We start from the raw sequence: 26,080 nt of genomic DNA, 5'->3' as shown, positions 1-26,080 counted from the left end.
GGCTTATTCCAGATGCTCGACCATCAGCTGCGTCGTTTCGACGCCCATGTATTCGTTGATGCTCAGGCGATAGGCGAGGCGGGTGGTGCTGCCGGGCTGCTTGCTGAAATTGAACTGGATGCCGTCGATGCGCGTGTTGCCCTTGCGCAGGCGCAGCTTGAGGTGCTTTTCCTTGAGCACGCGCTGCTGCTCGACCTCGAACTCGTCCATGAACAGCGGTGCCGGGAAGCCCTGGCCCCATATCTCGTTTTCCAGCAGGCGGGCGATGTCGAGCGAGTAGTAGCCACCTTCGAGCGTGCCGTCGGTTTCGATGGTGCGGGTCAGGTCGGCGGGTGAGAGCAGTTCGCCGGCCACTTGCGCGAAGAGATCGCGGAATTGTTCGAAATTTTCGGCGTGTACCGTTGCGCCGGCCGCCATCGCATGCCCGCCGAAGCGAATCAGCAGGCCGGGGGCGCGCTTGGCGACCAGGTCGAGCGCGTCGCGCAGGTGCAGGCCGGGAATCGAGCGGCCCGAGCCCTTGATGATGCCGCCTTCGCCGGGCGCGAAGGCGAATACCGGGCGGTGCAGCTTGTCCTTGATGCGCGAGGCGAGAATGCCGACCACGCCTTCGTGCCAGGTTTCGTCGAACATCGCGATGCCGGGCGCAGCGTCGCTGGCGTCGAGCGATTCGAGCAGGATCATCGCCTGTTCCTGCATGCCGGATTCGATCTCGCGGCGTTCGCGATTGAGCGCGTCGAGTTCCTGCGCGATCTGCAGGGCACGGCTGGCGTCGTCGGTGAGCAGGCATTCAACGCCCAGGCGCATGTCGGCGAGGCGGCCGGCGGCATTCAGGCGCGGCCCGAGGATGAAACCGAGGTCCATCGCCGTCGCCTTTTTCGGGTCACGGCCGGCCGCCTTGAACAGCGCCGCGAGGCCGGCCTGCAACTGGCCGGCGCGCATGCGCTTTAAACCCTGGCTGACCAGGATGCGGTTGTTGCGGTCGAGTTTCACCACGTCGGCGACGGTGCCGAGCGCGACGAGATCGAGCAGGCTGGCGAAATTGGGTTCCGGCCGGTCGGCGAAGAAACCGCGTTCGCGCAATTCGGCACGCAGGGCGAGCATCACGTAGAACATGACGCCGACGCCGGCGATGCATTTCGACGGGAAATCGCAGCCCGGCTGGTTCGGGTTGACGATGCAGTCGGCGGCGGGCAGGGTTTCTGCCGGCAAATGGTGGTCGGTGATCAGCGTCGCGATGCCGTGTTCGCGCGCCCGGTCGACGCCAGCGATGCTGGCGATGCCGTTGTCCACGGTGATGATCAGGTCGGGCGACTGTTCGGCGGCGACGTCGACGATTTCCGGTGACAGACCGTAGCCGAGCTTGAAGCGGTCGGGCAGCAGGAAATCGACATCGGCACCGAGCATCTTCAGGGCGCGCATGCCGACCGCCGTCGCCGTGGCGCCGTCGCAGTCGTAGTCGCCGATGATCAGCAGCTTGGCCTCGGCCTCGATGGCGTCGGCGAGGATGTGCGCGGCGTCCGTGGCGTGCGTCAGCGAAGCCGGCGGCAGCAGCGATTTCAGCTCGTAGTCGAGTTCCGCCTTGTCCTTGATGCCGCGTGCCGCGTAGAGGCGGGCGAGCAGCGGGTGCAGGCCTTGCTGTTCGAGTTGCCAGGCGGTGCGCGGCGGGCTGGAGCGGGTGACGAGCTTGGTCATGCCTGGGCCTGCTTGGCGAGTTGTTCGGCGGTGGACATCAGCGGCTGGGCCTTTTTCCAGAATTTCCAGCGTTCACCGCCGGCGATTTCGTAGTGCAGTTCGCCATAGACGCAGGGCGCGATCAACGTCAGGCGGTCGACCTTGCCACCGAGGGCTTTTCTGAGCGGCGCGAACCAGTCGTTTTCGAGGGCGGTGAAGGCCGTGCGCCAGCCTTCGCCATCTTCGTAGAGGACGCGCGGCAGCAGTTGGTCGAGCACGACCAGCGGCCGTTCGCCGGCTTGCGGCAGGAATTCGGCCAGCGTCGCCGGGCGCGGCGCGAGCGGTGTTTTGCTGATTTGCGCCAGGCCGGCGGCGAGCGGGTTGTCGCTCCAGATACCGGTGAAGGCGGCCGGCGCATGTTGCGGCAGGCAGCCGCCGCCCCACAGCCACAGGCTGTTGATCGCCGGCTGGCCGGTGCGTTCGCGGCGGCTGTTGACCGGGTGGCCGTGCAGGAACATCTGCACTTCGTTGAGCCAGCGGGTCAGGGGCAGGGCGCTGCCGTTCAGTTCGCCATCGACGCGGCGGCCGGCCATCGCGGAAAGCGGCGCCACCGGGTGGTCGACCGCCTGGTGCAGGCGCAGATACCAGCGGCGTGCGTCGTGGCTGTGGAATTCGCCGATGTCGGCAAATTCGCTATTGAGGGCAGCGATGATGGCGGCGGCTTCGTCCATTTCAAGATCGAAGGCGCCGGCATCGGCAAGCACGATGCGTTCATGGTGAAAGCGCAGATGCACCGGATCGGCGCACAGCCAGTGGCCTTCGCCGGCCGCAGCAGAACCTTCGCCGAGCAGGCGCAGGGCGCCGAACGGGGCGTCGGCGAGGCCGCAATGGGCGGCGAGGACATTCTCGAAGGGGCGACGCGGCCGGCGGTTCAGGCTGGCGTGGCCGAGCAGCCATTCGCAGCCGGGGGCGGCGAGCTTGCCGAGGGTGAATTGGTCGGCCGGTTCGGGCCAGATCAGTTCGGGGACAAGCAGGGTCAGATGCACGGTAATCCAGGCAGACAGGCGGCGGGAAAGCGCTTGAGTGTACCATAGCGACTTTGCCTCACTCCGAACGCCACATGGCCCTGCCTTATGAACTGCTGATCGGTCTGCGTTACACGCGGGCCAAACGTCGCAATCACTTTATCTCCTTCATTTCATTGATTTCCATGCTCGGCATCGGGCTCGGCGTCGCGGCGCTGATCGTCGTGCTCTCGGTGATGAACGGCTTCCAGAAGGAATTGCGCACGCGCATCCTCGGGGTTGCCTCGCACATCCAGATCCAGGGCATCAACGACCAGCTGGAAAACTGGCCGGCGATCGCGGCGCAGGCGATGCAGCATCCGGAAGTGCGCGCCGCGGCACCCTTCGTGCAGTCGCAGGCGATGTTCACCGTCGATAACGGCGTCAAGGGCGCGCTGGTGCGCGGCATCCTGCCCGATCAGGAAGACCGCGTCGCCGACTTCCGCAAGACAATCAAGAGCGGCAGTCTGGATGACCTCAAGCCGGGCGAGTTCGGCGTCGTGCTTGGTGCCGACCTGGCGCGTTCGCTGCGCGTCTTTACCGGCGACAAGGTGACGCTGATCGCGCCGCAGGGCACGGTGACGCCGGCCGGCGTGATCCCGCGCCTGAAGTCGTTCAAGGTGGTCGGCATCTTCGAGGTCGGCATGTATGAATACGACTCCGGCCTTGCCCTGATCAACCTGCAGGATGCGCAGACCCTGTATCAGATGGGCGACTGCGTCACCGGCGTGCGCCTCAAGGTGGACGATCTCTTCCAGGCGCCGCGCATCGCGCGCGAGCTGGTCCGCTTCATCGATGCCGATGCCTATCTGCACGACTGGACCAAGAGCCACGCCAATTTCTTCCGCGCCGTGGCGATCGAGAAGAACATGATGTTCATCATCCTGTCGCTGATCGTTGCCGTTGCCGCCTTCAATCTCGTTTCGACGCTGGTCATGGCGGTCACCGACAAGCAGGCCGACATCGCCATCCTGCGCACGCTCGGCGCGCGGCCGCTGTCGATCATGGGCATCTTCGTCGTGCAGGGCGCGCTGGTCGGCTTCATCGGGCTGGGGCTGGGCGTTGTCGGCGGTGTCGCGCTGGCGCTCAACATCGATGTCGTCGTGCCTTTCATCGAGCGCATGCTCGGCGTGCATTTCCTGTCCAAGGAGGTTTATTACATCTCCGACCTGCCGTCCGAACTGCAATGGGGCGATGTCTGGGGCGTGACCATGATTTCCTTCGTGCTGGCGCTGCTGGCCACCCTTTATCCCAGCTGGCGCGCCTCGCGCGTCAATCCGGCGGAGGCCCTGCGCTATGAGTGATCCGATCCTGCAGGCAAGCGGCCTGAGCAAGGTATTCAAGGGCGGCGGCCTCGACGTCGCCGTGTTGTCCGGCATTGACCTGGCGATCATGCCGGGCGAGACGGTGGCCATCGTCGGCGCTTCCGGCTCCGGCAAGAGCACATTGCTGCACCTGCTGGGCGGGCTGGATACGCCGAGCCAGGGCGCGGTGACGCTGATGGGGCGCGATTTCTCGGCCCTCGGCGAGGTCGACCGCGGCGACTGGCGCAACCGGCATCTCGGTTTCGTGTATCAGTTCCACCATCTGCTGGCCGAGTTCTCGGCGCTGGAAAACGTTGCCATGCCGCTGCTGATCCGCCGCACGCCGCGCGCCGAAGCGCTCGCCCGGGCCGCGGCAACGCTGGCCGCGGTAGGCCTCGGCCATCGCCTGGAACACCGGCCCGGCGAGCTTTCCGGCGGCGAGCGGCAACGCGCCGCGATCGCCCGCGCGCTGGTCAGCGAACCTTCGTGTTTGCTCGCCGATGAACCAACCGGCAATCTCGACAGTCAAACGGCCGGTGTCGTGTTCGAACTGCTGCTGGAGAGGGTGCGTCAGCAGCAGTCGAGCCTGGTCATGGTGACGCACGACACCCGCCTGGCGGCGCGAGCCGACCGGGTGCTGCAGTTGAATGACGGTTTGCTGGTGGATTGATCTGTGCCATAGTTTTCGTATTCAAAATAAATAAAAATCCAACGAGAGGAAAGATCATGCAAGCACTGTTCACGCCCGCCATCGCGCTGATGAACCGTTTCCGCTATCCCTTCAAATTCATGCTGCTCGGGCTGGCCGGCTCGACGGTGATCGTCGTCCTGCTGCTCACGGTGTTCGTGACGCTCGATCGCGATATCAAAACGGCGGAGAAGGAAATCGCCGGCCTGCACATGCTCAAGCCGATGAATCGCCTGGTGCAGTTCATGCAGCAGCACCGCGGCCTGTCTTCGGGCGTGCTCAACGGCAACGACGCGATGAAGGACAAGCGCGCCGGCAAGGAAAAGGACGTCGTCGAGGCGCTGGCTGCCGCCGATGCCGAGTTGTCGCCGAGCTTGCGCGCCACGGCACAGTGGAAGTCGATCCGCGACGACTGGGAAAACATCCGCACGCAGGGCCTGGGTTGGACACCGCCGGAAAACATCAAGCGCCACTCGGCGATGATCGACAAGGCGCTGGTCTTCATGGTCGATATTGCCGATGAATCCGAGCTGACGCTCGACCCGGCGATGGATACCTACTATTTCATGGATACCGTGGTCAGCAAGATGCCGGCCATGCTCGAACCGCTCGGCATCACCCGGGCGCGCGGTACCGGCATCCTGAGCAAGAAGGAAATCACGCCGCAACTGCGCGTCGATGTCGCTTCGCTGATCGCCCAGATGACCGCCACCCTGCGTGCCCAGAACAACAACCTGGACAAGGTCATGCGTTTCGCGCCCGCCCTGCGCAGCGATCTGGCCGGCCCGGCGAAGGAATTCTCGGATGGGGCGGAAAAGATCTTCGCGCTGGTGCGCGACGACATCCTCGGCGAAAAGTACGCGACGCCGCCGCAGGAATATTTTGCCCAGACGACGCAGATCATCGATCTCGGCTACAAGGTGATGTTCGACGTGCTGATGCCGCAGTTCGAGAAGCAACTCGAGCAACGCGCCGCCGAAGCACGCAAGATTCTCTGGCTGAATGCGCTGCTTGCGGTGATCGTCATGTTCGTCGTTGCCTACCTGTCGGTGGCGACCTATTACTCGGTGATCAACAGCGTCAATATCTTTTCGCGCGGCGCCCAGCGCCTGGCCGACGGCGATCTGACCGTGCATTTCGAGACCGCCGGGCAGGACGAACTGCATGCCGCCGGCGACGACCTCAACAACATGGCGCGCGCCTTGCGCGCCCTGATCAGCCGGGTCAAGGCCGATGTCGAGCAACTGCGGCATACTGCCGATCATCTCGCCGTCTCCAGCCACCAGATTTCCGACAGCACGCTGGCGCAAAGCGATTCCGCTTCGAGCATGGCGGCCTCGGTCGAGGAAATGACGGTCAGCGTCGATCACATTGCCAAGAATGCCCAGGATGCCCAGGCCTACTCGAACCAGTCGGACGAAGTGGCGGCCAATGGCAACCGGATTGTCCAGAACGTGGTCAGCGAGATCGAAGGCATCGCCGCCACCGTCAACCAGTCGGCCGTTGCCGTCGAGGCGCTTGGCGATCAGTCGCATCAGATTTCGAGCATTGTCGGCACGATCAAGGAAATTGCCGACCAGACCAACCTGCTGGCGCTCAATGCGGCGATCGAAGCTGCGCGGGCCGGCGAGTCCGGGCGCGGCTTCGCGGTGGTTGCCGACGAAGTGCGCAAGCTGGCTGAGCGGACCGCCAAATCGACGCAGGAAATTGCCGGCATGATCGATTCCATCCAGGCTGGTACGACGACTGCGGTCGGCAGCATGAAGCTGGGCGTGCAGCGTGTGGCGAACGGCGTCGAGCAGGCGCAGGCGGCCGGCGATGCGATCCGCCAGGTGCAGTCGCAGGCGCGCCAGGTAGTCGATTCGGTTTCCGAGATCACTACGGCATTGCGCGAGCAGTCGGCGGCGAGCAGTGAAATTGCCCGCAATGTCGAACGCATTGCCCAGATGGCAGAAGAAAACAACTCGGCAGCGTCGAGCAACGCCGATACCGCCGGTTCGCTGCGTCAGCTGGCCGAAACCCTGAGCGGCGAAGTCGAACGCTTCAGGACCTGAGCTGGCGCCGCCGCCAGGCGGCGACCAGGTAAAGCCGCCAGGCCAGCTTGACGGCGAAATAACCAAGGACGGCAAGGCTGGCGGCGAGCACGACCAGGCCGATACCGAGCGGCTTGCCGACGCCGGCCATCCAGCCCAGCATGGCCTGGCTCCAGTCGGCCAGGTGGCCGAGCGCAAATTCGGGCGGCGCAATGAAATGGCTGCCGTCGCCAATGACCAGCCGGCCGAGTTCATAGGCCAGCAGGTAGAGCGGCACGATGGTGAACGGGTTGGTGTACAGCGTCACGAACATCGCCAGCGGCAGATTTACCCGAAAGAGCAGGGCGCAGAGCGCCGCGCCGAGCATCTGGAAGGGGCCCGGGATCAGGCCGCAGGCCAGCCCGGCGGCGACTGCGCCGGCCGCCGAATGGCGATTCAGGTGCCACAGGCGCGGGTGCAGCAGCGAGTCGTGAAACGGCCGCAGCCAGCGGTTCTCGCTGATTGCCGACGGGTCGGGCAGGTATTTTTTCAGATGCTTGCGCATGCCGGACATTATCCGGCAAATCAATTTCTGCTGCAGTTTTCCGGCTGGCGATTTTTATGCAATTTGGCTATTCTGCGGCGGTCGACCGTTGCCGCGGGCCATTTTTGCATGCGCCTCAATATCCTCGCTTTTGCCGCCGGAGTCCTTGCCCTGCAGTTGCAACCGGCGCTGCCCGCCTGGCCGCTCTGGGCGCTGGCCGGTTTACTGCTGTGCTGGCCGCAGCAGCGCCGGGGCGGCCGGATCAGCCGCGGGCTCGCCGTTATCGGCTGCTGCGCGCTGGGATTTGCCTGGGCCGGCTGGCGGGCCGAGATTCGCCTCGCCGACGAACTGGGTGCGGCCTGGGAAGGCGAGGATGTCGAAGTGATCGGCGTGATCGCCGGTCTGGCGCAGGAGTTCAGTTACGGTACGCGCAGCGAATTTGTCATCGAGCAGGCGTTGACCGCTGGCGCCGTCGTGCCGCGGCGCGTGCTGTTGTCCTGGTATGCCGGGCGCGACACGACGCAGACGGCTCGACCGGCGCTGCATCCGGGTGAGCGCTGGCATTTGACGCTGCGTTTGAAGCGGCCGCACGGCAATGCCAATCCGCAGGGCTTCGACTACGAGGCCTGGCTGCTCGAACGCAACATCCGCGCTACCGGTTATGTCCGGCCGCCGCCGGCCAAGCGTCTGGAGACGATGGTCTGGCGGCCGGCTTACGCCATCGAGCGCTTGCGCGACGTGATCCGCACGGCATTTCGCAGCACCTTGCCGGCCGAACAATACCCGTGGGCCGGCATTCTCATCGCGCTGGCGGTGGGCGACCAGAACGCCATCGACGGCGATTACTGGACGGTGTTCAACCGTGCCGGCGTGACGCATGCGCTGTCGATCTCGGGCTTGCACGTGACCATGGTCGCGGCCTTGTTCGGCTGGCTGCTCAGCGCTGTCTGGCGGCGCATTCCCCGGCTCGCGCTGCGCCTGCCGGCGCAAAAGGCCGGCGTGCTCGCCGCCTGTCTCGGGGCGCTGTTCTATGCCGGACTGGCCGGTTTCGCGGTGCCGGCGCAACGCACCTTCTACATGTTGCTGGTCGCGGCGCTGGCGATGTTTTCCGGGCGCCTGCTGGCGCCGAGCCGGATCCTGGCGCTGGCGCTGCTGGTCGTGCTTGCATTCGATCCCTGGGCGGTTCTGGCGGCTGGTTTCTGGCTGTCGTTCGGCGCGGTCGGCGCGCTGTTCTACATCGGCGCCGCGGCGGTCGGCGCGGGGCGCGGCTGGCGCTGGCAACTGCGCAACTGGGGCCTGGTGCAGTGGGCCGCGACGCTGGCTTCGCTGCCGGTGCTGCTGCTCGTCTTCCAGCAGTTCTCGCTGGTTTCGCCGCTGGCCAATGCGCTGGCCGTGCCGCTGATCAGTTTTGTCCTGACGCCGCTTGTGCTGTTTGCGGCGCTGATTCCGTGGTGGCCGGTTTTGGCCTTCGCGCACTGGTTGACCGGCTGGCTGATGCAATTCCTGTTTTGGTGCGCCACCTGGCCGGTCTGGCAGGCGCCGGCGCCACCCTGGTGGGCGGCCGCTGCGGCCGGGCTGGGTGTGGCGCTCTGCCTGCTGCCGCGCGGCGTCGCCGGGCGCGGCTTGGGGCTGGTGTTGCTCATGCCGGCCGCCTTCTGGCCGGCGCCGCAGCCGGAGGCGGGCGGCGTCTGGATCGACGTGCTCGATGTCGGGCAGGGCCTGGCCAGCGTGATCCGTACCCGTGAACATGTGCTGGTCTACGACCCCGGCCCGCTCTACGGTGCCGACGCCGATGCCGGCCAGCGCGTCGTCGTGCCTTACCTGCGCAGCCTCGGCATCAACCGTATCGACCAGTTGATGGTGACGCATCGCGACAGCGACCACGCCGGCGGCCTCGGCTCGGTGCTGGCGGCGCTGCCGGTCGGCGAGGTGCGCTCGTCGCTGCCGGAAATCGCCGGCACGCGCTGCGTCGCCGGCCAGCGCTGGGTCTGGGACGGCGTTTCCTTTGCCGTGCTGCATCCGGCGGCCGCGGCCTATGCGGTCGACAGCAAAAGCAACCATCTTTCCTGCGTCTTGCGCGTCGAAGCCGGCGGCCGGGCGATGTTGCTGACTTCCGATATCGAGGCGGCCGACGAAGCGGAACTGCTGATGCGCGATCCGGCGGCGCTCGCCGCCGAGATCATGCTGATGCCGCACCACGGCTCGAAAACCTCGTCGACGCCGGCCTTCCTGGCCGCGGTCGGGGCGCCGCAGGCGATCATTCCGGTCGGCTACCGCAACCGCTTCGGTCATCCCAAGGCCGAGGTGCTGGCGCGCTACGCCGCGCGTGGCACGCGGCTGTGGCGCACCGATCGCGACGGTGCCGTGCAGGTCAAACTGGTGGCCGGGGAGATTGCAATCACTGCCTGGCGTGACGAGCGCAAGCGTTATTGGTACGGCCGGTGATACATTGGCGGCGAAGGAGACAAGCATGCAATTCACGCAAAAGACAGTGCAATGCATCAGTCCGTCCGGCCTGCACCGGATGGCTTATACCGAGTGGGGCGCGCCGGACAATCCGCGCGTCCTTGTCTGCGTGCACGGCCTGACCCGCAATGCCCGCGATTTCGACGATCTGGCACGCGCGCTGTCGGCGCATTACCGCGTCGTCTGTCCCGACGTGGTCGGGCGCGGGCGCAGCGGTCGACTGCGCGATCCGGCGCATTATGGCGTGCCGCAATACGTCGCCGACATGGTGACGCTGATTGCCCGCCTCAATGTCGACAGCGTGCATTGGCTCGGCACCTCGATGGGCGGCCTGATCGGCATGGCGCTGGCGGCGCAGGAAAACTCGCCGATCCGCCGCCTGATCCTCAACGATGTCGGGCCGCTGATCACCGTCGATTCATTGAAGCGCATCGGCGCCTACGTCGGTCTCGACCCGACCTGGGCGACCTTCGGCGAGGCGCAGGCCTATGTTCGCCTGATCAGCGCGCCGTTCGGCAATCTCGATGAGGCGCAGTGGCATCACCTGACCGAATCGAGCATCGGCCAGCGTGCCGACGGGCGCTGGGGCTTTCTCTACGATCCGCAGATCGCAACGCCGTTCAAGGCCACCTTCAGCGAGCAGGACATCGATCTCTGGCCGCTCTACCAGGCCATCCGCTGCCCGACGCTGGCCATCCGCGGCGCCGAGTCCGACTTGCTGACGCGCGAAACCTGGCTGCAGATGGGCCAATGCGGTCCACGTGCCGAACTGGCCGAAATTCCCGGTGTCGGCCACGCGCCGATGTTTTTGACCCAGGGGCAGATCGATATCGCCCGCAATTTTCTTCTCGCCGCATGAAACATCTCGTCGTCAATGGCTTGCGCCTCGAATACCGCGATTACCCGGCGACCGTCGCCGGCCGCCCCGAACTCCTGCTGCTGCACGAAGGCCTCGGCTGTGTCGCGATGTGGCGGCATTTCCCGGAAAAGCTGGCGGCCGCCACCGGCTGCCGCGTCGTCGTCTGGTCGCGCGCCGGTTACGGCGGCTCGCAGGCTTATGCCGAGCCGCGCAACACGCGCTACATGCATCGCGAAGCTGAGGAAGCCCTACCGGCGCTGCTCGCCGAACTCAATATCGACCGGCCGCTGCTGATCGGCCACAGCGACGGCGGCAGCATCGCGCTGATCTTTGCCGGCGCCTTCCCCGGGGTGCCGCGCGGCATCGCCGTGCTGGCGCCGCACGAGTTCGTCGAGGCAGAAACCCTGGCCGGCATCCGCGAAGCGCGCACCGCCTGGCAGACCACCGACCTGCCGCAGAAACTGGCGCGCTACCACCATGCGCAGACCGAACGCGTGTTCAGCGACTGGAACGACTGCTGGCTGTCGCCACCGTTTCGCGACTGGAATATCGAGGAATATTTGCCGCGCATCCGCTGCCCGGTGCTCGCCATCCAGGGCGAGGACGACGAATACGCGACGCTGCGCCAGATCGACGCCATCGCCGAACAGGTGCCGGGCACGCAACTGCTCAAGCTGGCGAATTGCGGCCACACGCCGCAGCGCGATCAGGAAGCGGCGGTGCTCGATGCGCTGACCGCCTTCGTCGCACGCTGCTGACGGTCGACGCCGGGAAAAAGGCAAAAACCGTCTTTTCCGGTAGTCGACCGCTGCGGCCTAGTCGGGTTTTGCGTATCCCGGCAAAAACCGTCTTTTTTGCCGGTCGACCGTTGGGAAGTTAAAGCAACTCGGTATCGGCGTGCGAATACGCCGGCGCGCAGCAGCACAGGATGTGCAGCGCCGTGCTGCCGGTATTTCTGACGCAGTGCGGCGTGCCCGGCGCGATGGCGATGCTGTCGCCGACGGCGATCGCGAACTTCTCGTCAGCCAGCGTCATCTCGCCGCTGCCCTGCGTCACGTGGTAGATCTCTTCGGTCACGGCATGCCGGTGCAGCAGCGTTGTCGCGCCCGGCGGCACGATGGCTTCGGCCAGGCTCTGCTGCCGGATGGCATGCTGGTCGGGGTGCAGCAGTTCGCGGATCTGCGAGCCATCCTTGGTGATGTAGGGCGCAATTTTGCGATAGACGCTGCGCTTCGTCACTTGCCGCCCCAGGGCTGGATCGGCACGCTCGAGATGGCGTTGGCCGGCGCGCCGTTGATCAGCTTGCGGCTGATCGCGACATAGACCAGCACGTTGCGTTTCTCGTCGAAGCTGCGATGGATGGAGGTTTCCTTGAACATCAGCGAGGTGTCCTCGCTGAACACAATCTTGTCTTCCGGCAGCTTGGCCGGCTTGCTGATCGGGCCGATCTGGCGGCAGGCGAGCGAGAACTGCGACGGATCTTCGGCCAGCCCGAAGCTGCCCTTGATGCCGCCGGTCTTGGCCTGGCTGAAATGGCAGGTGACGCCGGGAATTTCCGGATCGTCGAAGGCATAGATGCAGACGCGGTGATTGGCGCCGATCAGCTTCCAGGTTGTCGTGATGCAGCCGACTTCCTCTGCCGTGGCGGCAAAACTGGCGGGCAGGGCGAGGGCGGCGAGGAGCAGGGGAGCAAAACGTTGCATGGTGGTTTCTCTTGGTTCCGGTTGTTTATTCGGCCGGCGGCAGGGCGAGTACCGCCCGGCACAGGGCCGCCAATTCGTCGAGCAGTTGCGGCAGGCAGGGGCGAGCGGTTGCCAGGTCGCCCTGGCGCAGCGCGATGTCGAGTTCGGTGGCCTGGTGCGCGATGCTGACGGCACCAATGCTGCCGGCAGCGCCCTTGAGCGTGTGGGCGAGGCGTTCGGCAGCCTCCAGTTCGCCGGTCTCGATCAGTTCCTGCAGTTGCGTGGCCGCTTCGGCATGCCGATCGACAAACATCTGCACGACATGCCGGTAGCGTTGTGCCTTGCCGCGCATCAGGCTGAGGCCGGTTGCGACATCGAGGCCGGGAATGGCTTCCAGGCTGGCGAGCAGTTTCGCCTGGTCATCCGGTGCCGGGGCGGGCGCCGCATTGACTGGCGCTTCCGCTGAAGCTGTCCGCGGCAACCATTTCAACAGGCAGGCATAGAGATATTCCGGCTCGACCGGCTTGGCGATGAAATCATTCATGCCGGCTGCGAGGCAGCCCGCCTGGTCTTCGGAAAAGGCGTTGGCGGTCATCGCCAGGATGGGTTTGCTCTGCCAGCCCGGCAGTTGGCGGATGGCCCGGGTGGCCGACAGGCCATCGAGATTGGGCATCTGGATGTCCATCAGGATCAGGTCGTAATGCTGCTGCCCGGCCATTGCCAGGGCCTTGCTTCCATCTTCTGCGACATCGACGGCAAGCCCGACGCCATGCAGCAATTCGAGCGCCACTTCGCGATTGATCGCATTGTCTTCGGCGAGCAGGAGATGCTGGCCGCCATGCTGTGCGCGCAACTGCTCTTCGGCGTTGCGGGCTTTTGTTTCAGCGGCCGGGAGAACCCCGTGCCCGGCTTGCAGGCGGGCGGTGAACCAGAAGGTGCTGCCCTCGCCGGGAACGCTGTCGGCACCGGCTGCGCCGCCCATCAGTTCGGCCAGGCGACGGGTAATGACCAGCCCCAGGCCGGTGCCACCGTATTGGCGCGTGGTTGAGGCATCCGATTGGGCGAAGGGCTGGAACAGACAGGCCAGCTTGTCGGCAGGAATGCCGATACCGGTATCGCTCACGGTAAAACGGACGAGCAAGTCGTGGTCTTCGCTGCCGAGCAGTCTGGCACTGAGTCTGATGCTGCCGGTATTGGTGAACTTGACGGCATTGCTGGCGAAGTTGAGCAGTCCCTGGCGCAGGCGCATGGCGTCGCCCTTGAGCCAGACGGGAACCGAGTCGGTGTCGATTTCGATGCTCAGGCCCTTGGCGCTGGCGGCTTCAGCAATCATCGAGCGGACCTGGTCGAGTAGGGCCGGCAGCGCGAAGTCGCCATGCTCGAGTTGCAGCTTGCCGGCTTCGATCTTGGAAATGTCGAGAATGTCGTTGATGATCGACAGCAGGTGGCGCCCGGCCTCGTCGATCTTGCCCAGCCGGTCGGCCTGGGGCGCGCTGGCGCCGTGGCGCAGCAGATGCGTCAGGCCGATGATGGCATTCATCGGTGTGCGGATTTCGTGACTCATGTTGGCCAGGAAGCTGCTCTTCGCTTCGTTGGCGCGTTCCGCTGCCTGCTTGGCCTCGGCGAGTTCAGCGGTGCGCTGGTCGACGCGCTCTTCCAGGGTGTGCGTGTGGCGCAGCTGCTCGGCGCGCTGGACGGCGAGTTCGGCCACCATGCTGTCGAAAGCATGGGCGAGCCGGCCCAGTTCGTTGCCCTGTTTGAGATCGATGGGCTGCGGCATTTTGCCCTTGCCCAGTTCGTCGACCGCTCGGGTAATGCTTTTCAGCGGCTGGCTGACAATGCGCCGGATCAGGCTGCGCATGGTCCACAGGGCAGGGATTGCGAAGATCACGCCGATCAGCAACAGCACGCCGATGCCGAGCAGCATGCGTTCATTCAGCCTGGCCTGCGGCAGGACGCTGACCCAGTACCAGCCCGGGCCGTCGATGCGGCTCCAGGCGACTAGGTGCGAACCATCCGGTGTGCGTTGCACGCCACTGCTCGCCGGCGTGCCGTGGATCAAGGCGTCGATCTGGTCGAGCAGCGGATCGTGCAAGCCGGACAGCGCCAGCTGGCCCTGCGCGGCGGCGATGCGTTCGTACAACTGCGGATGCGCAATCAGCTGCTGCTCAGCGCTCAGGATGAGGTGGTATTCGTCGCTGGCGCCGGCCCGTCGCGCCGTTGCCAGCAGGCTGTCGACGGTGATGTCGTGGCCGACCGTGCCGACCCATTCGCCGTGCCAGTCAAGTGGCTGAATCGCCGAAACCATCCAGGCGGCGGCCTGTTCGTCGAAATAAACCGGGGTCCAGAAAAGCGAGCGTTCGCGGTTGTTGACCGGTCGTGCACCGGTCATCGTCGGGTAATTGAAATTGTCGGTCTGCGGCGTCGCGGCGGCGCCCCAGTCGATACCGCGCGAATAGACCATCAGGCCGACTTCGACGAAATCCATGTACACCGAGAAGAAGGGCGGCACCAGCGCCGGCCCCTGTTCGCGGAACAGTTCGTAGCTGGCCACGGCGCGCCGCTGTACCGAGTCGTCCGGTTCGCCGCCGGCCTGTTGCAGGTAGAGCGTCGGCGCCCGTTCGGTGTCGACTTGCTCCGGGCGCAGGCGCCACAGGCCGTCGGCACTGCGCGCGAAGAGTTCGTGGAAGCGCTTGCGGCTCTGCGCCGGATCCAGCGCATCAAGGCGCTGCAACAGTTCCTTGTGCAGGCGCTGCACGCTGGTCTGGGCCTGGCGGAAGGTTTCCTGATGCGCCAGCGCATGCGTCTCGGCCAGTTGCTGCAAGGTCAGCGAGACGGTTTTTTCGGTTGCCAGGCGCAGGGCGATGAAGCCCGCGCCGGCCAGCAGGACCAGCAGCACCAGGATCAGTGCGCCCAGCGAAAGCGACAGGCGGCGGGAAACGGTATTGATCATGCGTCCGGATGATTCAGATTTGATTGCGCCTGGCAGGATGTTTCAGGACCGGTGTTTTTGCGCATTCGCCCAGGGCCGGAGGCCGGTGAAATGCTTGCGACAACTTTATACCACACGGTGAAGATGGTTTTGGCGCGCCGTTGGCCGGGGATTCTGCGACTAACGCGGCTGGCGGGTGCAGGGCTTCAGCTTGCCGACGTACTTGGCGAGGATCTTGTAGGTGTCGCGCTCGAAAGCCGGGCGCGGCGCGGCGAGCAGGGCATCGATGTCGGACTCGCTCTTGACCGTGCCCAGGTAGCGCCAGCCGTCGATCAGGTGGGCTTCTTCGCCCTCGTGGATCAGGGCCGGGCCGGCGTAAGGCCAGGCGAGCAGTTTCAGTCCGGTCAGGGCGCCGACCAGACGCATGCTGTGTTTGGCGAGCGGCTCGCTGCCGACGCAGGCCCCCTTGCAGCGCCGGATCTGCTGGCCGAAACAGGGTTTGCCGGGAATGCCCTTTTCCAGGCCGAGCAGGGTGTCGCACAGGTTGTGCGATTCGGCCAGCGTGCGCAGCACGTCGCGCGCCTCTTTTTTCGTCTTGAACAGGCCGTAGCTCGACGTGTGCAGATTGAACTCGATCTCGCGCGCCGAGCGGAGTTCCGGGCGCAGCCAGCCTTCGCCTTCGTCGATCAGCGTCCAGGTGCACACCTCGTCGTTCTTGCGCAGCTGGCGGTTGAGGCCGGGCTGCATTTCCTTGACCAGGGCGGCTTCCTTGAGCAGGGCGCCGATCTCGCCGGCGGTTTCCATCCAGTCGATGCGCCGAACCTGCTGCGCAATGGCCGTTTCCTTGGCCGACTTGTGGTCGGCGGCGAAATGCGACAGCACGCGCTGGCGAATGTCCTTGGCCTTGCCGATGTAGAGCGGCAGGTTGTTTTCGCCGTAGAACAGGTAGACGCCGGGGGTTTCCGGCAGTTCGTCGAGGATCGCGGCGTCGAGATGCGGCGGCAGGCTGGGGTAGGCGTTCTGCGCGTCGAGCGCGGCAGTCAGCGCCTCGCCGCTGCGGTCGACCTGGATTTTTTGCCAGAATTGGTGGATCAGCTGCGCATCGGCCAGCGCCCGGTGGCGTGCCGCCGCCTGCAGGCCGTGGCGCTCGATCAGCGAATCGAGATTGTGCCGCTTGTGCTCCGGGTACAAGGCGCGCGACAGCTTGACGGTGCACAGCACGGAAGCGCGGAAATCGATGCCTAGGCGCTTGAACTCGGTTTTCAGGAAGCCATAGTCGAAACGCGCGTTGTGCGCGATGAACAGCCGCCCCTGCAGACGTTGCAGCGCTTCGGCAGCGACTTCCTCGAACGGCGGTGCCGTCGCCACCATCGCATTGCTGATCCCGGTCAACTGCTCGATGAAGGGCGAAATCGATACGCCCGGATTGACCAGCTGCTGCCACTCACGCACAGAACCGTCGGCATCGACCTCGACGATGCCGATTTCGGTGATGCGGTCAAAGGCGGCGGTGGCACCGGTGGTTTCGAGGTCGACGAAGGCGAGGGGTTTGCGGTGCATGGCGGGGCGGAAATCGGGACAGGTTGCGATGATACCGCCAGAACGGGCCAGCCCGCCGTCGCTTACTTCTCGCTCTTGCCGTGCATCACCATGATCGTCTGCTGCATGATGGCGCACAGCGTTTCCTTGCCGTCCTTGCAGGCATAGACCTCGGCCTTGGTGACGATCAGCGTGCGTCCCGGCCGGAGCACTTCGCCGCGGGCGATGAGGGTTTCGCCATCGGCGGGGGCGACCAGGTTCATCTTGTATTCGACGGTCAGTACCGAGGCGCTGGCCGGTACCACGGTCATCGCCGCGTAGCCCGCTGCCGAGTCGGCAATCATGCCGACCACGCCGCCATGGACGAAGCCGTGCTGCTGCTCGACGCCAGCCCAGTGCGGGATGTGGATTTCCGTGCGGCCGTGTTCGATCAGCGGCAGGCTGGCGCGAATCAGCTGCATCGCGTTTTGCTTGGCAAAGCTGGCGGCGACGCTCGCCTTGAAGTCGGGGTTGGCAATGTGCGCCATGGTTTGTCTCCGTTTTGTTGGTCTTGGGCCGGACTCACTTTAGAGTGCCGTTGACGTTTACGTCAACCCCGGGTTTTTACTGTATTTAGTAGCCAGTTCGGCTAAATCTACTGCATGTAGTGTTTTTTGCTTGACGTCATCATCGCGCCCCCTTTAGACTGCCGTCCATTGAAGGTTCCCCGCAAGGGGATTGAAAGGGAATCCGGTGCCAGGTCTTCGACCTGTATCCCGGGGCTGCCCCCGCAACTGTAATCGGCGAGCGTTTCGCCACCGAGTTTGCCAACTCATGCCACTGGATGCGTCCGGGAAGGCAGGTGAAACGCGCTGAGCCGAGAGCCAGGAGACCTGCCTCAATGTGTCCTTTTTCATGATTTTGGGGCGGGGTGTCCCTGACGAGAGGTTTTTGCGTGGTCTCTTGCCGTTTGTCCGTTGTGTCGAGCCGTGGTCGGGATGCTTCCCGTTGCACCGGTCGGCCTGCGCCAACGGTCCGCGCACTCGGTTCTCCGCCCCCCGATACGGAGAATCGCCTTGCAATCCAATGTCCAGTCTCTCTCTGCCGCTAACCAGTTCGCGGTAGCTGCCCTGCAGGTCATCCGCCGCAACGGCGCGCTCGTCGCCTTCGATCCCGACAAGATCGCCGTTGCGCTGAGCAAGGCTTTTCTCGCCGTCGAAGGCAGCCAGAGTTCGGTGTCCTCGCGCATCCGCGAACTGGTCGCCCGCCTGACCCAGACGGTGGTCAATTCGCTGACCCGGCGCTCGCCGGACGGCGGCACGGTGCATATCGAGGACATCCAGGACCAGGTCGAACTGGCGCTGATGCGCGCCGGCGAACACGACGTGGCGCGCGCTTACGTGCTCTACCGCGAACGCCGCGCCGCCGAGCGGGCGGCCAGCCAGCTCGAGGAGGTCAGCGTTGCCGAACTGCATGTGCTCGACGACGGCGTGCGCAAGCCGCTCGACCGCTCCTTGTTGCTGAAGAATTGCGAAGCCGCCTGTGCCGGTCTGGGTGACGTGGTTTCGGCCCGGGCCATCTTCGACAGCGCCCTGAAGAATCTCTACGACGGCGTGCCGCTGGCCGACGTTTACCAGGCGCTGATCCTTGCCGCGCGCACCTTGATCGAGCGCGAGCCGGCCTACAACCAGGTTACCGCCCGCCTGCTGCTGGCCAGCCTGGGCCGCGAAGTGCTCGGCCGGCCGGTGACGCTGGACGAACTCGCAGCGGTCAACGGCGAATATCTGCCCGTTTTCATCAAGCAGGGCATCGCCGCCGAACTGCTCGATCCGCGCCTTGCCACCTACGATCTGCCGCGCCTTGCTGCCGCGCTGAAACCCGAGCGCGACCTGCAGTTCGGCTACCTCGGCCTGCAGACGCTGTACGACCGTTACTTCCTGCACATCGAAGGGCGGCGCATCGAGTTGCCGCAGATTTTCTTCATGCGTGTCGCGATGGGCCTGGCGCTCAACGAAATCGACCGCGAAGCGCGCGCCATCGAGTTCTACGACCTGATTTCGAGTTTCGATTTCATGTGCTCGACGCCGACGCTGTTCAACAGCGGGACGCTGCATTCGCAACTGTCGTCGTGCTACCTGACGACGGTGGCCGACGATCTCGAAGGCATCTATCAATCGATCAAGGAAAACGCCCTGCTGCAGAAGTACGCCGGCGGCCTCGGCAACGACTGGACGCCGGTGCGTTCGCTGGGCAGCCGGATCAAGGGCACCAACGGCCAGAGCCAGGGCGTGATTCCCTTCCTGAAAGTGGTCAACGACACGGCGGTCGCCGTGAACCAGGGCGGCAAGCGCAAGGGCGCGGTCTGTGCCTATCTCGAGACCTGGCACCTCGACATCGAGGAATTCCTCGATCTGCGCAAGAACACCGGCGACGAGCGCCGCCGCACGCACGACATGAACACCGCCAACTGGATTCCCGATCTGTTCATGCGGCGGGTCATGGAAAATGCCGAGTGGACGCTGTTCTCGCCGGTCGACGTGCCCGATCTGCACGAATTGTGCGGCGCCGAATTCGAGGTCGCCTACCTCGGCTACGAAGCGCAGGCGGCCAGCGGTCAACTCAAGCTGCACAAGAGAATCCCCGCTGTCCAACTGTGGCGCAAGATGCTGACCATGCTCTTCGAAACCGGCCATCCGTGGATCACCTTCAAGGATGCCTGCAACCTGCGCTCGCCGCAGCAGCACGTCGGTGTCGTGCATAGCTCGAATCTGTGTACCGAGATCACGCTGAACACGTCCGACTCGGAAACTGCCGTCTGCAATCTCGGTTCGGTCAATCTGCTGGCGCATCTGAAGGACGGCCAACTCGACCAGGCCAAACTGGCGCGCACGATCAACACCGCGCTGCGCATGCTCGACAACGTGGTCGACATCAACTTCTACGCGACGCCCAAGGCGCGCAACGCCAACCTGCGGCATCGCCCGGTCGGCCTCGGCATCATGGGTTTTGCCGATTGCCTGTACGAAATCGGCCTGCCTTACGCGTCGACCGCTGCGGTGGAGTTCGCCGACCAGACCATGGAAGCCGTCTGCTACCACGCCTACTCGGCATCGAGCGAACTGGCCCGCGAGCGTGGCCGTTATTCGAGCTTCACCGGCAGCCTGTGGGACCAGGGCATTTTGCCGCTTGATTCGATCCGGCTGCTGGAGGCAGGGCGGGGCGGCTATCTCGAGGTAAATCGGGAATCCAGTCTCGACTGGAACGCGCTCAAGGAACGCATCGCCCGTTACGGCATGCGCAATTCCAACTGCGTGGCGATTGCGCCGACCGCGACCATCTCCAATATCGTCGGCGTCTCGGCCAGCATCGAGCCGACCTACCAGAACATCTACGTCAAATCCAACCTCTCCGGCGAGTTCACCGTGGTGAATGACGCGCTGGTTCGCGACCTGAAAGCGCTCGATCTGTGGGACGAAGTGATGGTCGCCGACCTCAAGTATTTCGACGGCTCGCTGGCCCGCATCGAGCGCGTGCCGGACGAACTCAAGGCCCGCTACGCGACGGCCTTCGAGATCGACCCGGTGTGGCTGATCGAAGCGGCAGCGCGCCGGCAGAAATGGATCGACCAGGCGCAATCGCTGAACCTCTATCTGGCGCTGCCTTCCGGCAAGAAACTCGATGAGATCTACAAGCTGGCCTGGACGCGCGGCCTGAAAACCACCTACTACCTGCGCACGCTCGGCGCCAGCCAGGCCGAGAAGGCGGGCGGGCGCGACGACTCCGTGGTGCAGGAAGAGGCGCCTAAGTTCTGTGCGATCGATGATCCGACTTGTGAGGCGTGTCAGTGACGAAAAGTCCGGCCGCGAAACTCCTCCCCCTTCAAGGGGGAGGCAGGGAGGGGGATGGGTCGCATTGCGTCTGCTCGGCGAGACCCATCCCCCCTGTCGGAGGGCTGGCTTTGCACAGCCAGCCCGTTCCGGCGGGGCAGAGCAGTGCTCTGCCAAACCCCGCCTCCACCCCCTTGAAGAGGAGGGGGTGCGTTGCCGGCCGGGTTAAGCTTGCCGCCTTTCCGTATCACGAGACATTTCGATGAAATCCTTCTTCGCTTCCTGCCTGCGTCCGGCGCTGGCCCTGTTGCTGGCGCTGCCTGCCATCGCCCTGGCGGTCGACCTCGATTTGCCGGCCGAAATCGGTGCCACGGCGCAGGTCGACCGTAGCGAGCGCGACGGCCTCTGGGAAAAGACCCTGGTCGTGCGCTTTGCTGGCGAACGGCGTGCCTTGTCGACCAGCGATGGCCCGCTCACGGCGCGCGCTGCGCTCAACCAGGCGGCGCATCCGCTGCTCTGGATGAAGCTCGGCGCCGACGGCAAGCGCTATAGCGAAGAAAGGCGCGCCGCGACGGCGGGTCGTCTGCAACTGCCGCCGGCCGCCGTCGCCGAGATGTCCACAGCGGCCGACATGGACAATCTCGCCGTCGTCACGCGCCGGCACGGCCCGCTGACGGTGACCGTGCTGGCCACGGCCGGGGCGAAGAGCAACGCCATCCGCACCGGCGTCGATGCCGGCGCCTACATCGAAGGAGAGGAACCTGCCGGCACCATCAACATCATGGTTCTGGCCAACATCGAACTCAGCGACGCGGCGCTGGCCCGCGCCCTGATCACCATCACCGAGGGCAAGACGGCGGCGCTCGAAGACCTCAAGGTGCCGAGCAGCTACACCAAGGACGTGCAGGCGACTGGCACCGGCACCGACAGCATCATCGTCGTTTCCGGCACGGCGGCGCCGCGCGCCACCTACACCGGCGGTCACAGCCGCATCGGCGAGCTGATCGGCAAGGCGACCTACGCGGCGGTGGTCGAGGCGCTCGGCAAGCAGAACGGCTATTTCCTGCCCGGCAGCAAGCGCTTCGGCGACGCCGCGGCCGGCCCGGCGAAAGCCGCCGGCGATCTGCGTCTCGCCTTGCTGCATCTCGATCCCGTGCCGGGCGACATTGCCGGCAACCGGATGCGCATCGAAGCCGGCATCCGCGCCGCCGTGCGCCACGGCGCCGACTGGGTGGTGACGCCGGAACTGGCCGAAACCGGCTACAACTTCGCCAAGCGCGTCGGCACCGACTGGATCGCGCCTTTCCCCGATGCCTGGATCAGCAGCCTGGCCGCCATCGCGCGTGACAACGGCGTCGCGCTCTTCGTCGGTTTCGCCGAGCGCGATGCGCAGACCGGCAAGCTCCACAACAGCGTCGCCGCCATTGACCGCAGCGGGCGCATTCTCGGCGCCTACCGCAAGCAGCGCCCGGTCGGCCAGGCCGAAGCCTGGTCGCTGGCCGGCACGGAAGGCACGCCCTTCATGGTCGATGGCATCGCCGTCGGCACGCTGATCTGCGCCGACGCCTGGCGTCCCGACGCGGCTGCCCAGCTCGCGGCGCGCGGTGCGCAAATCCTGCTCTCGCCGGCCAACTGGCCTCCGGTCGAGGGCATGGGGCCGGGCGACGTCTGGGAAAAGCGCTCGCGTGAAACCGGCCTGCCGCTGATTGCCGTCAATCGCGGCGGCCGCGAGCCGGAACTCGATTTCTCGCTGGGGCAGAGTGCCGTCTCGCTCAAGGGCAAGCGCCTGCACAGCTTCACCGCCGCCGAGGGCGGCATCTTCTACGTGGACTGGAATCGCCGTCAGCGCTTCCGGGCCGTTCGCACCGACTGACACCGAGGTTCAAACCATCATGAATGCCGCCTTCCGCTTCGACGACTGGGACACCCCGTCGCAACCCGCCGCCCCGCAAAGCCCGGCGGTCAACCTTGAAAATGCCGCAAAAACCGCGGTCGACCGCGTGGCGCCGGCCATTCCTGATCAAGTCGGCACGCCGGCCCTGGCGCCGGTCAACGCGGCGGACAAGCGCATCGTCAATGGCAAGGCCGACATCAACCAGCTAGCGCCGTTCAAGTACCCGTGGGCCTGGGAGTTCTTCCTCAAGGCCAACCGCAACCACTGGACACCGCTCGAAATCGGCATGGCGCAGGACGTGCACGACTACCACCACAAGCTCAGCCCGGCCGAGCGCCACGTCTTCGAGAACGTGCTCGCCTACCTGACCACCTCCGACATCCTTGCCATGCGCAACATCGGCCTGGCGGTGATGGAGAAGATGAGCGCGCCCGAACTGCAGATCTACCAGGCCCGCCAGGTCTATGAAGAAGCGCTGCACACCTGGACCTACCAGCACTGCATCGAAAGCATCGGCCTCGACCAGCAGGAAATCTACAACCGCTACCGCGTCGTGCCCGAAATCCACGGCAAGATCGCACTGGCCAATCGGCGGCTGGAGCGCGTCATTCGCGCCGACTTCGACCTCACCGACCGCGCCAACCTGCACGAATTCGCGCTGTCCTATTTCTTCTTCGCGGTGATCTTCGAAGGCTGCTGGTTCTACAACGGTTTCACGCCGATCTTCGCGCTGCAGCGGCGCGGCCTGATGAAGGGCACCGCCGAGCAGTTGCAATACATCATGCGCGACGAGGTGCTGCACTGCGCCTTCGGCATCCGCGTCGTGCGCGAACTGCTCAAGGAAGAAAACCTGGAACTCGACCCGCAGGCCCTGCGTACGCTCTGGGACGAAGCCGAAGCCGCCGAGCGTGCCTACGCCGGCTACATCCTGCGCGAACCGATTCTCGGCTACAACGCCGACCTGCACGTCCAGCAATTCCGCTTCGTCGCCAACCGGCGGGCGCGGCAGGTGGGTGTCGAGGAACCTTTCCCCGGCGCCGAAAACGTGCTGCCCTGGCTGGACGAGCAGGCCAATCTGAGGAAGGAGAAAAACTTCTTCGAGACGCGCGTCACCGAATACCAGACGGGTGGGGCGCTGGCCTGGGATTGAGCCGTCCGGCCGGATTCGGCGGCGCAGCTCGCCGACTGAATCCGCCGGGCGGCCTCAAGCAGGGTTTGTCGCATTCGCCACACCGCCGGTCAGGCAGGCGAAACGCGACGGCAAGTCACCCGGCAGGCGCCAGCCAAACAGCAGTTCCTCGGCATCGGCCAGAGAAGCGCCGGTGCACAGCACTTGTTCGGACAAATGGGCAAAAGCGGCAAGGCGCAGCCAGAACATGGTTTCTTCGTTGAGTCGGCAAGTCATGCTGTTCTCCCGGTGGTTTCCTGTGTTCGCTGCGAGTCACGCAATGTTTGTTCCATGCGTGAAAGTGCCGCTCAGGAGGCAAGCGGGGGCGGTACGGGCACGCCGGCGGTGCATTGCCGGCACCGGGGAAGTGCGTTGGTGGGTCGCCTGATGTTTGCCAAGTTGTTCGTTGCGTTTCGGCCGTAGCCAGGCGAAAACGTTTTTCGATTTTTGGCCAAATTTTCCGGTTGACCGGTGGAATGACCGAAAACGAAAGCCGCAACAAAAGCCGCAACAAAAGCGATCCCGGCGGGTCTGCTACACTAGACGTTAACGTATTCGTTAAGGAATCAAATCATGACTTTCAGCGCCCAGGATGTCGTTCCGATCAGCGAAGCCCGCGCACGCCTGACTGAATTGTCCGATGAAGTCGTCGCCGGCGCGGAAAAGCTGCTGACCAAGAACGGCACCGCCTATGTCGCCATCGTCGACGCCAAAAAGCTGGATTACTACCATGCGCTGGAAGCGGAACACGCCAACCTGGTGCTGCTGTCCGAGGCGGAAACCGGCCTGCGCGAGGTGTTGGCCGGTCAGCGCGTGTCGAATGCCGAACTTCTGAAAGCCCTGGCCTGAAGCATGGCGCTGCCGAACAATGCCAAAGTCGAGGCAACGCCCAACTTTCTGGCCAATCTGGAAAGCATTCATCAATTCTTCCAGACTCAGGACGCGGATACCGCCGATTCCCGGTTCGCCAGGTTGAAAGCCGATCTGCGGGAGATGATCGCTGTGCTGGCATGGTCACCAGCCGGCGGACGACCGGCCAGGTTTCTGATGGCGAAATCAGCGCAAGCCCGGCTGAAATCGGAGACAGTCCTGAACTTGGCCGAACAAGCGGGATTGCCCTACCTGCGGGAGTATGTCGTCGGCCAACATATCGTGCTCTATGCGCATGCCGAGACGGAAGCGGTGCTACTCGCCGTCAAACATCAACGCCAGTTGAACTACGCTGTGGCGGATTTGGCTGCAGGGGAATAGTGTCTCTGGTGCCCCTTTGATTCTCTTTGTATTCGAATCAATTCTTTGGGGGGTATGTGGTGCTGTCAGAGAATAATATGTCTTGATCTTTGTCCAATTTTTTATGCTTTCGTATTGCAACGTAGTCAGAGTGGTTCTCGGCAATCCTACGGGTATTTAGCGGCGGAAATGTTCTAACCATATCCTCAGCGTACTTGCGATCACCAAAAAAGCCAACGAGCCGATAGTTGTGGTTCCATTCAAGAGCCCATGACCAGCAGTCCCCTGCAGCAAAACGACGGATTGCAACTTTGAAGAAGCCATCTGCGATTTCTGCCACAAGGCGTAGTTCCCATGTTTTAACTGCGTGCATAAATGCCACAATCAACTCGTTTCCCCAGTCATCGCGAATCGTGTAATGAAGGGGGTGAAAGCCCCCTGTCCAATAACCACCTTTTCTAGACTCCGGGTTGTATGTGAGAAAATAAAATAGGCCGCCAAGCTGAAAACGCGCAAGCTCGTAAACTCTATGGTCGTCTATTTGTGGAGGGGCAATAAAATTGCCAGATAGATGTAAATCAAACTTACTTCCGGCTGTAAATTCAATGGTTTCATGGCTCAATCTGACTTCTTTTTTACTGCGCCGACTTATACTTTTTAGTTTTCGCTGTGCCTCCGCTTTTAATTTTTCATCATCTATTGCGAAGGATCCTGCGTTATTGGGCTGCATGGTGATTGATGAAATGTCATCTTCTAAACTTGACTTGATTGTGTTGCATTTAACACAAGAGTTGAGAATCAGATTCCAACTTTGGTTAAGCTTGCCTTTTGGAACAAATAGTCGGCCAACTACGTGCTCCGTGTTGTGACTTGAAACGGTCAAGTCCTCGCCGCAGTATGGGCATGTGACATTATCTAATACTGTTGCCACATCGGGCCGAACGGATTCTAGGGGATGTTTTTTTTCGCTCATATTTTTCGGCGTTCCCAATGGCTATTTAACCCGTGTATCCAATATGCATTCCTGTGCTCGGAATGTGTAGGGTTTGGAGTTTGTCGCTTAATTCACTGTGAGTATTCTTCAGTAGGCTGTCTGAATACGCAATGGCGATATTGGTTGGTCGGTTTTTTAATTAAAGGGGCCAGGCTTAATTAAAGGTAATTAAATGGGCCAGGCCCGATTTAACTTGATAGGCAGTCCTTCATGCCCCGTCACCTCGG

General features: G+C 63.9%; 21 protein-coding genes and 1 riboswitch. Of the genes, 11 read left to right on the top strand and 10 right to left on the bottom strand.

Annotated features, from left to right (window positions below; translation table 11 throughout):
* Window positions 1–3: 3 nt before the first annotated feature.
* Window positions 4–1,692, bottom strand: coding sequence for a single-stranded-DNA-specific exonuclease RecJ (gene recJ / locus KIG99_RS01165; protein ID WP_226458396.1), 1,689 nt, complete (start codon window positions 1,690–1,692; stop codon window positions 4–6).
* The gene (locus KIG99_RS01160; protein WP_226458395.1) at window positions 1,689–2,717 is read right to left on the bottom strand and encodes a hypothetical protein; all 1,029 of its coding nucleotides are present in this window, start codon (window positions 2,715–2,717) and stop codon (window positions 1,689–1,691) included. Before KIG99_RS01160 ends, recJ begins: the two co-directional genes overlap by 4 nt.
* 74 nt (window positions 2,718–2,791) lie before the next feature.
* Between KIG99_RS01160 and KIG99_RS01155 the strand changes: the two genes are divergently transcribed.
* Genes KIG99_RS01155 through KIG99_RS01145 form a run of 3 tightly spaced genes read left to right on the top strand, consistent with a single transcriptional unit; the run spans window position 2,792 to window position 6,781 of the window.
* Window positions 2,792–4,039: a lipoprotein-releasing ABC transporter permease subunit gene (locus KIG99_RS01155; protein ID WP_404817867.1), complete on the top strand. Its 1,248-nt coding sequence runs from the start codon at window positions 2,792–2,794 to the stop codon at window positions 4,037–4,039.
* Window positions 4,032–4,709 carry a lipoprotein-releasing ABC transporter ATP-binding protein LolD gene (lolD, locus tag KIG99_RS01150; protein ID WP_226458393.1) on the top strand — a complete coding sequence of 226 codons (678 nt, stop codon included), beginning with the start codon at window positions 4,032–4,034 and terminating at the stop codon, window positions 4,707–4,709. Before KIG99_RS01155 ends, lolD begins: the two co-directional genes overlap by 8 nt.
* 56 nt (window positions 4,710–4,765) lie before the next feature.
* The gene (locus KIG99_RS01145; RefSeq protein WP_226458392.1) at window positions 4,766–6,781 is read left to right on the top strand and encodes a methyl-accepting chemotaxis protein; all 2,016 of its coding nucleotides are present in this window, start codon (window positions 4,766–4,768) and stop codon (window positions 6,779–6,781) included.
* Here the strand turns inward: KIG99_RS01145 and KIG99_RS01140 are convergent.
* Complete coding sequence (locus KIG99_RS01140; protein ID WP_226458391.1) at window positions 6,771–7,304, bottom strand: DUF2062 domain-containing protein; 534 nt, start codon at window positions 7,302–7,304, stop codon at window positions 6,771–6,773. The two genes, KIG99_RS01145 and KIG99_RS01140, sit on opposite strands and share 11 nt — an antisense overlap.
* 108 nt (window positions 7,305–7,412) lie before the next feature.
* Between KIG99_RS01140 and KIG99_RS01135 the strand changes: the two genes are divergently transcribed.
* The 3 genes from KIG99_RS01135 to KIG99_RS01125 are packed head-to-tail and all read left to right on the top strand — an operon-like array spanning window position 7,413 to window position 11,366.
* Complete coding sequence (locus KIG99_RS01135) at window positions 7,413–9,728, top strand: DNA internalization-related competence protein ComEC/Rec2 (protein WP_226458390.1); 2,316 nt, start codon at window positions 7,413–7,415, stop codon at window positions 9,726–9,728.
* Between the two features lie 25 nt (window positions 9,729–9,753).
* Window positions 9,754–10,608: an alpha/beta fold hydrolase gene (locus KIG99_RS01130; RefSeq protein WP_226458389.1), complete on the top strand. Its 855-nt coding sequence runs from the start codon at window positions 9,754–9,756 to the stop codon at window positions 10,606–10,608.
* Complete coding sequence (locus KIG99_RS01125; RefSeq protein ID WP_226458388.1) at window positions 10,605–11,366, top strand: alpha/beta fold hydrolase; 762 nt, start codon at window positions 10,605–10,607, stop codon at window positions 11,364–11,366. The genes KIG99_RS01130 and KIG99_RS01125 overlap by 4 nt, the downstream gene beginning before the upstream one ends.
* Before the next feature lie 118 nt (window positions 11,367–11,484).
* Here the strand turns inward: KIG99_RS01125 and KIG99_RS01120 are convergent, their stop codons facing one another.
* The 5 genes from KIG99_RS01120 to KIG99_RS01100 all read right to left on the bottom strand — a co-directional run bounded on the left by KIG99_RS01120 (window position 11,485) and on the right by KIG99_RS01100 (window position 17,288).
* Window positions 11,485–11,847, bottom strand: coding sequence for a cupin domain-containing protein (locus KIG99_RS01120; protein WP_226458387.1), 363 nt, complete (start codon window positions 11,845–11,847; stop codon window positions 11,485–11,487).
* Window positions 11,844–12,311: a CreA family protein gene (locus tag KIG99_RS01115; RefSeq protein ID WP_226458386.1), complete on the bottom strand. Its 468-nt coding sequence runs from the start codon at window positions 12,309–12,311 to the stop codon at window positions 11,844–11,846. The genes KIG99_RS01120 and KIG99_RS01115 overlap by 4 nt, the downstream gene beginning before the upstream one ends.
* 25 nt (window positions 12,312–12,336) lie before the next feature.
* Window positions 12,337–15,243 (bottom strand): ATP-binding protein, encoded by a 2,907-nt coding sequence (locus KIG99_RS01110; RefSeq protein WP_226458385.1) that lies wholly within the window; start codon window positions 15,241–15,243, stop codon window positions 12,337–12,339.
* Window positions 15,244–15,402: 159 nt separating this feature from the next.
* Window positions 15,403–16,782 (bottom strand): 3'-5' exonuclease family protein, encoded by a 1,380-nt coding sequence (locus KIG99_RS01105; RefSeq protein ID WP_226458384.1) that lies wholly within the window; start codon window positions 16,780–16,782, stop codon window positions 15,403–15,405.
* A gap of 62 nt (window positions 16,783–16,844) precedes the next feature.
* A complete protein-coding gene (locus KIG99_RS01100; RefSeq protein ID WP_226458383.1) occupies window positions 16,845–17,288 on the bottom strand; it encodes a PaaI family thioesterase in 444 nt (147 codons plus the stop codon).
* A gap of 155 nt (window positions 17,289–17,443) precedes the next feature.
* Window positions 17,444–17,655, top strand: a riboswitch (cobalamin riboswitch).
* Window positions 17,656–17,816: 161 nt separating this feature from the next.
* Here KIG99_RS01100 and KIG99_RS01095 point away from each other — a divergent pair.
* The 3 genes from KIG99_RS01095 to KIG99_RS01085 all read left to right on the top strand — a co-directional run bounded on the left by KIG99_RS01095 (window position 17,817) and on the right by KIG99_RS01085 (window position 23,611).
* Entirely contained in the window at window positions 17,817–20,588 is a 2,772-nt protein-coding gene (locus KIG99_RS01095) for a ribonucleoside-diphosphate reductase subunit alpha (RefSeq protein WP_226458382.1), read from the top strand.
* A gap of 241 nt (window positions 20,589–20,829) precedes the next feature.
* Complete coding sequence (locus KIG99_RS01090; protein ID WP_226458381.1) at window positions 20,830–22,440, top strand: adenosylcobinamide amidohydrolase; 1,611 nt, start codon at window positions 20,830–20,832, stop codon at window positions 22,438–22,440.
* A 19-nt stretch (window positions 22,441–22,459) separates the two neighbouring features.
* Window positions 22,460–23,611, top strand: a complete 1,152-nt coding sequence (locus KIG99_RS01085; RefSeq protein ID WP_226458380.1) for a ribonucleotide-diphosphate reductase subunit beta — start codon at window positions 22,460–22,462, stop codon at window positions 23,609–23,611.
* Window positions 23,612–23,665: 54 nt separating this feature from the next.
* On the opposite strand, the gene KIG99_RS01080 is transcribed toward KIG99_RS01085, so the two are convergent.
* Window positions 23,666–23,866 carry a hypothetical protein gene (locus tag KIG99_RS01080; RefSeq protein ID WP_226458379.1) on the bottom strand — a complete coding sequence of 67 codons (201 nt, stop codon included), beginning with the start codon at window positions 23,864–23,866 and terminating at the stop codon, window positions 23,666–23,668.
* Between the two features lie 336 nt (window positions 23,867–24,202).
* Here KIG99_RS01080 and KIG99_RS01075 point away from each other — a divergent pair, with 336 nt between their 5' ends.
* Complete coding sequence (locus tag KIG99_RS01075) at window positions 24,203–24,478, top strand: type II toxin-antitoxin system prevent-host-death family antitoxin (RefSeq protein WP_226458378.1); 276 nt, start codon at window positions 24,203–24,205, stop codon at window positions 24,476–24,478.
* Between the two features lie 3 nt (window positions 24,479–24,481).
* Window positions 24,482–24,880: a type II toxin-antitoxin system RelE/ParE family toxin gene (locus KIG99_RS01070; protein ID WP_226458377.1), complete on the top strand. Its 399-nt coding sequence runs from the start codon at window positions 24,482–24,484 to the stop codon at window positions 24,878–24,880.
* A 37-nt stretch (window positions 24,881–24,917) separates the two neighbouring features.
* Here KIG99_RS01070 and KIG99_RS01065 read toward each other — a convergent pair whose 3' ends face one another.
* On the bottom strand, window positions 24,918–25,832 hold the full coding sequence (locus KIG99_RS01065) for an HNH endonuclease (RefSeq protein ID WP_226458376.1): 915 nt from the start codon (window positions 25,830–25,832) through the stop codon (window positions 24,918–24,920).
* Window positions 25,833–26,080: the final 248 nt, after the last annotated feature.

Source organism: Quatrionicoccus australiensis (assembly GCF_020510425.1).
Lineage (GTDB): Bacteria > Pseudomonadota > Gammaproteobacteria > Burkholderiales > Rhodocyclaceae > Azonexus > Azonexus australiensis_A.
Note: the sequence above shows the minus strand (reverse complement) of the source record. Positions and strands in the feature narration are given on the sequence as shown.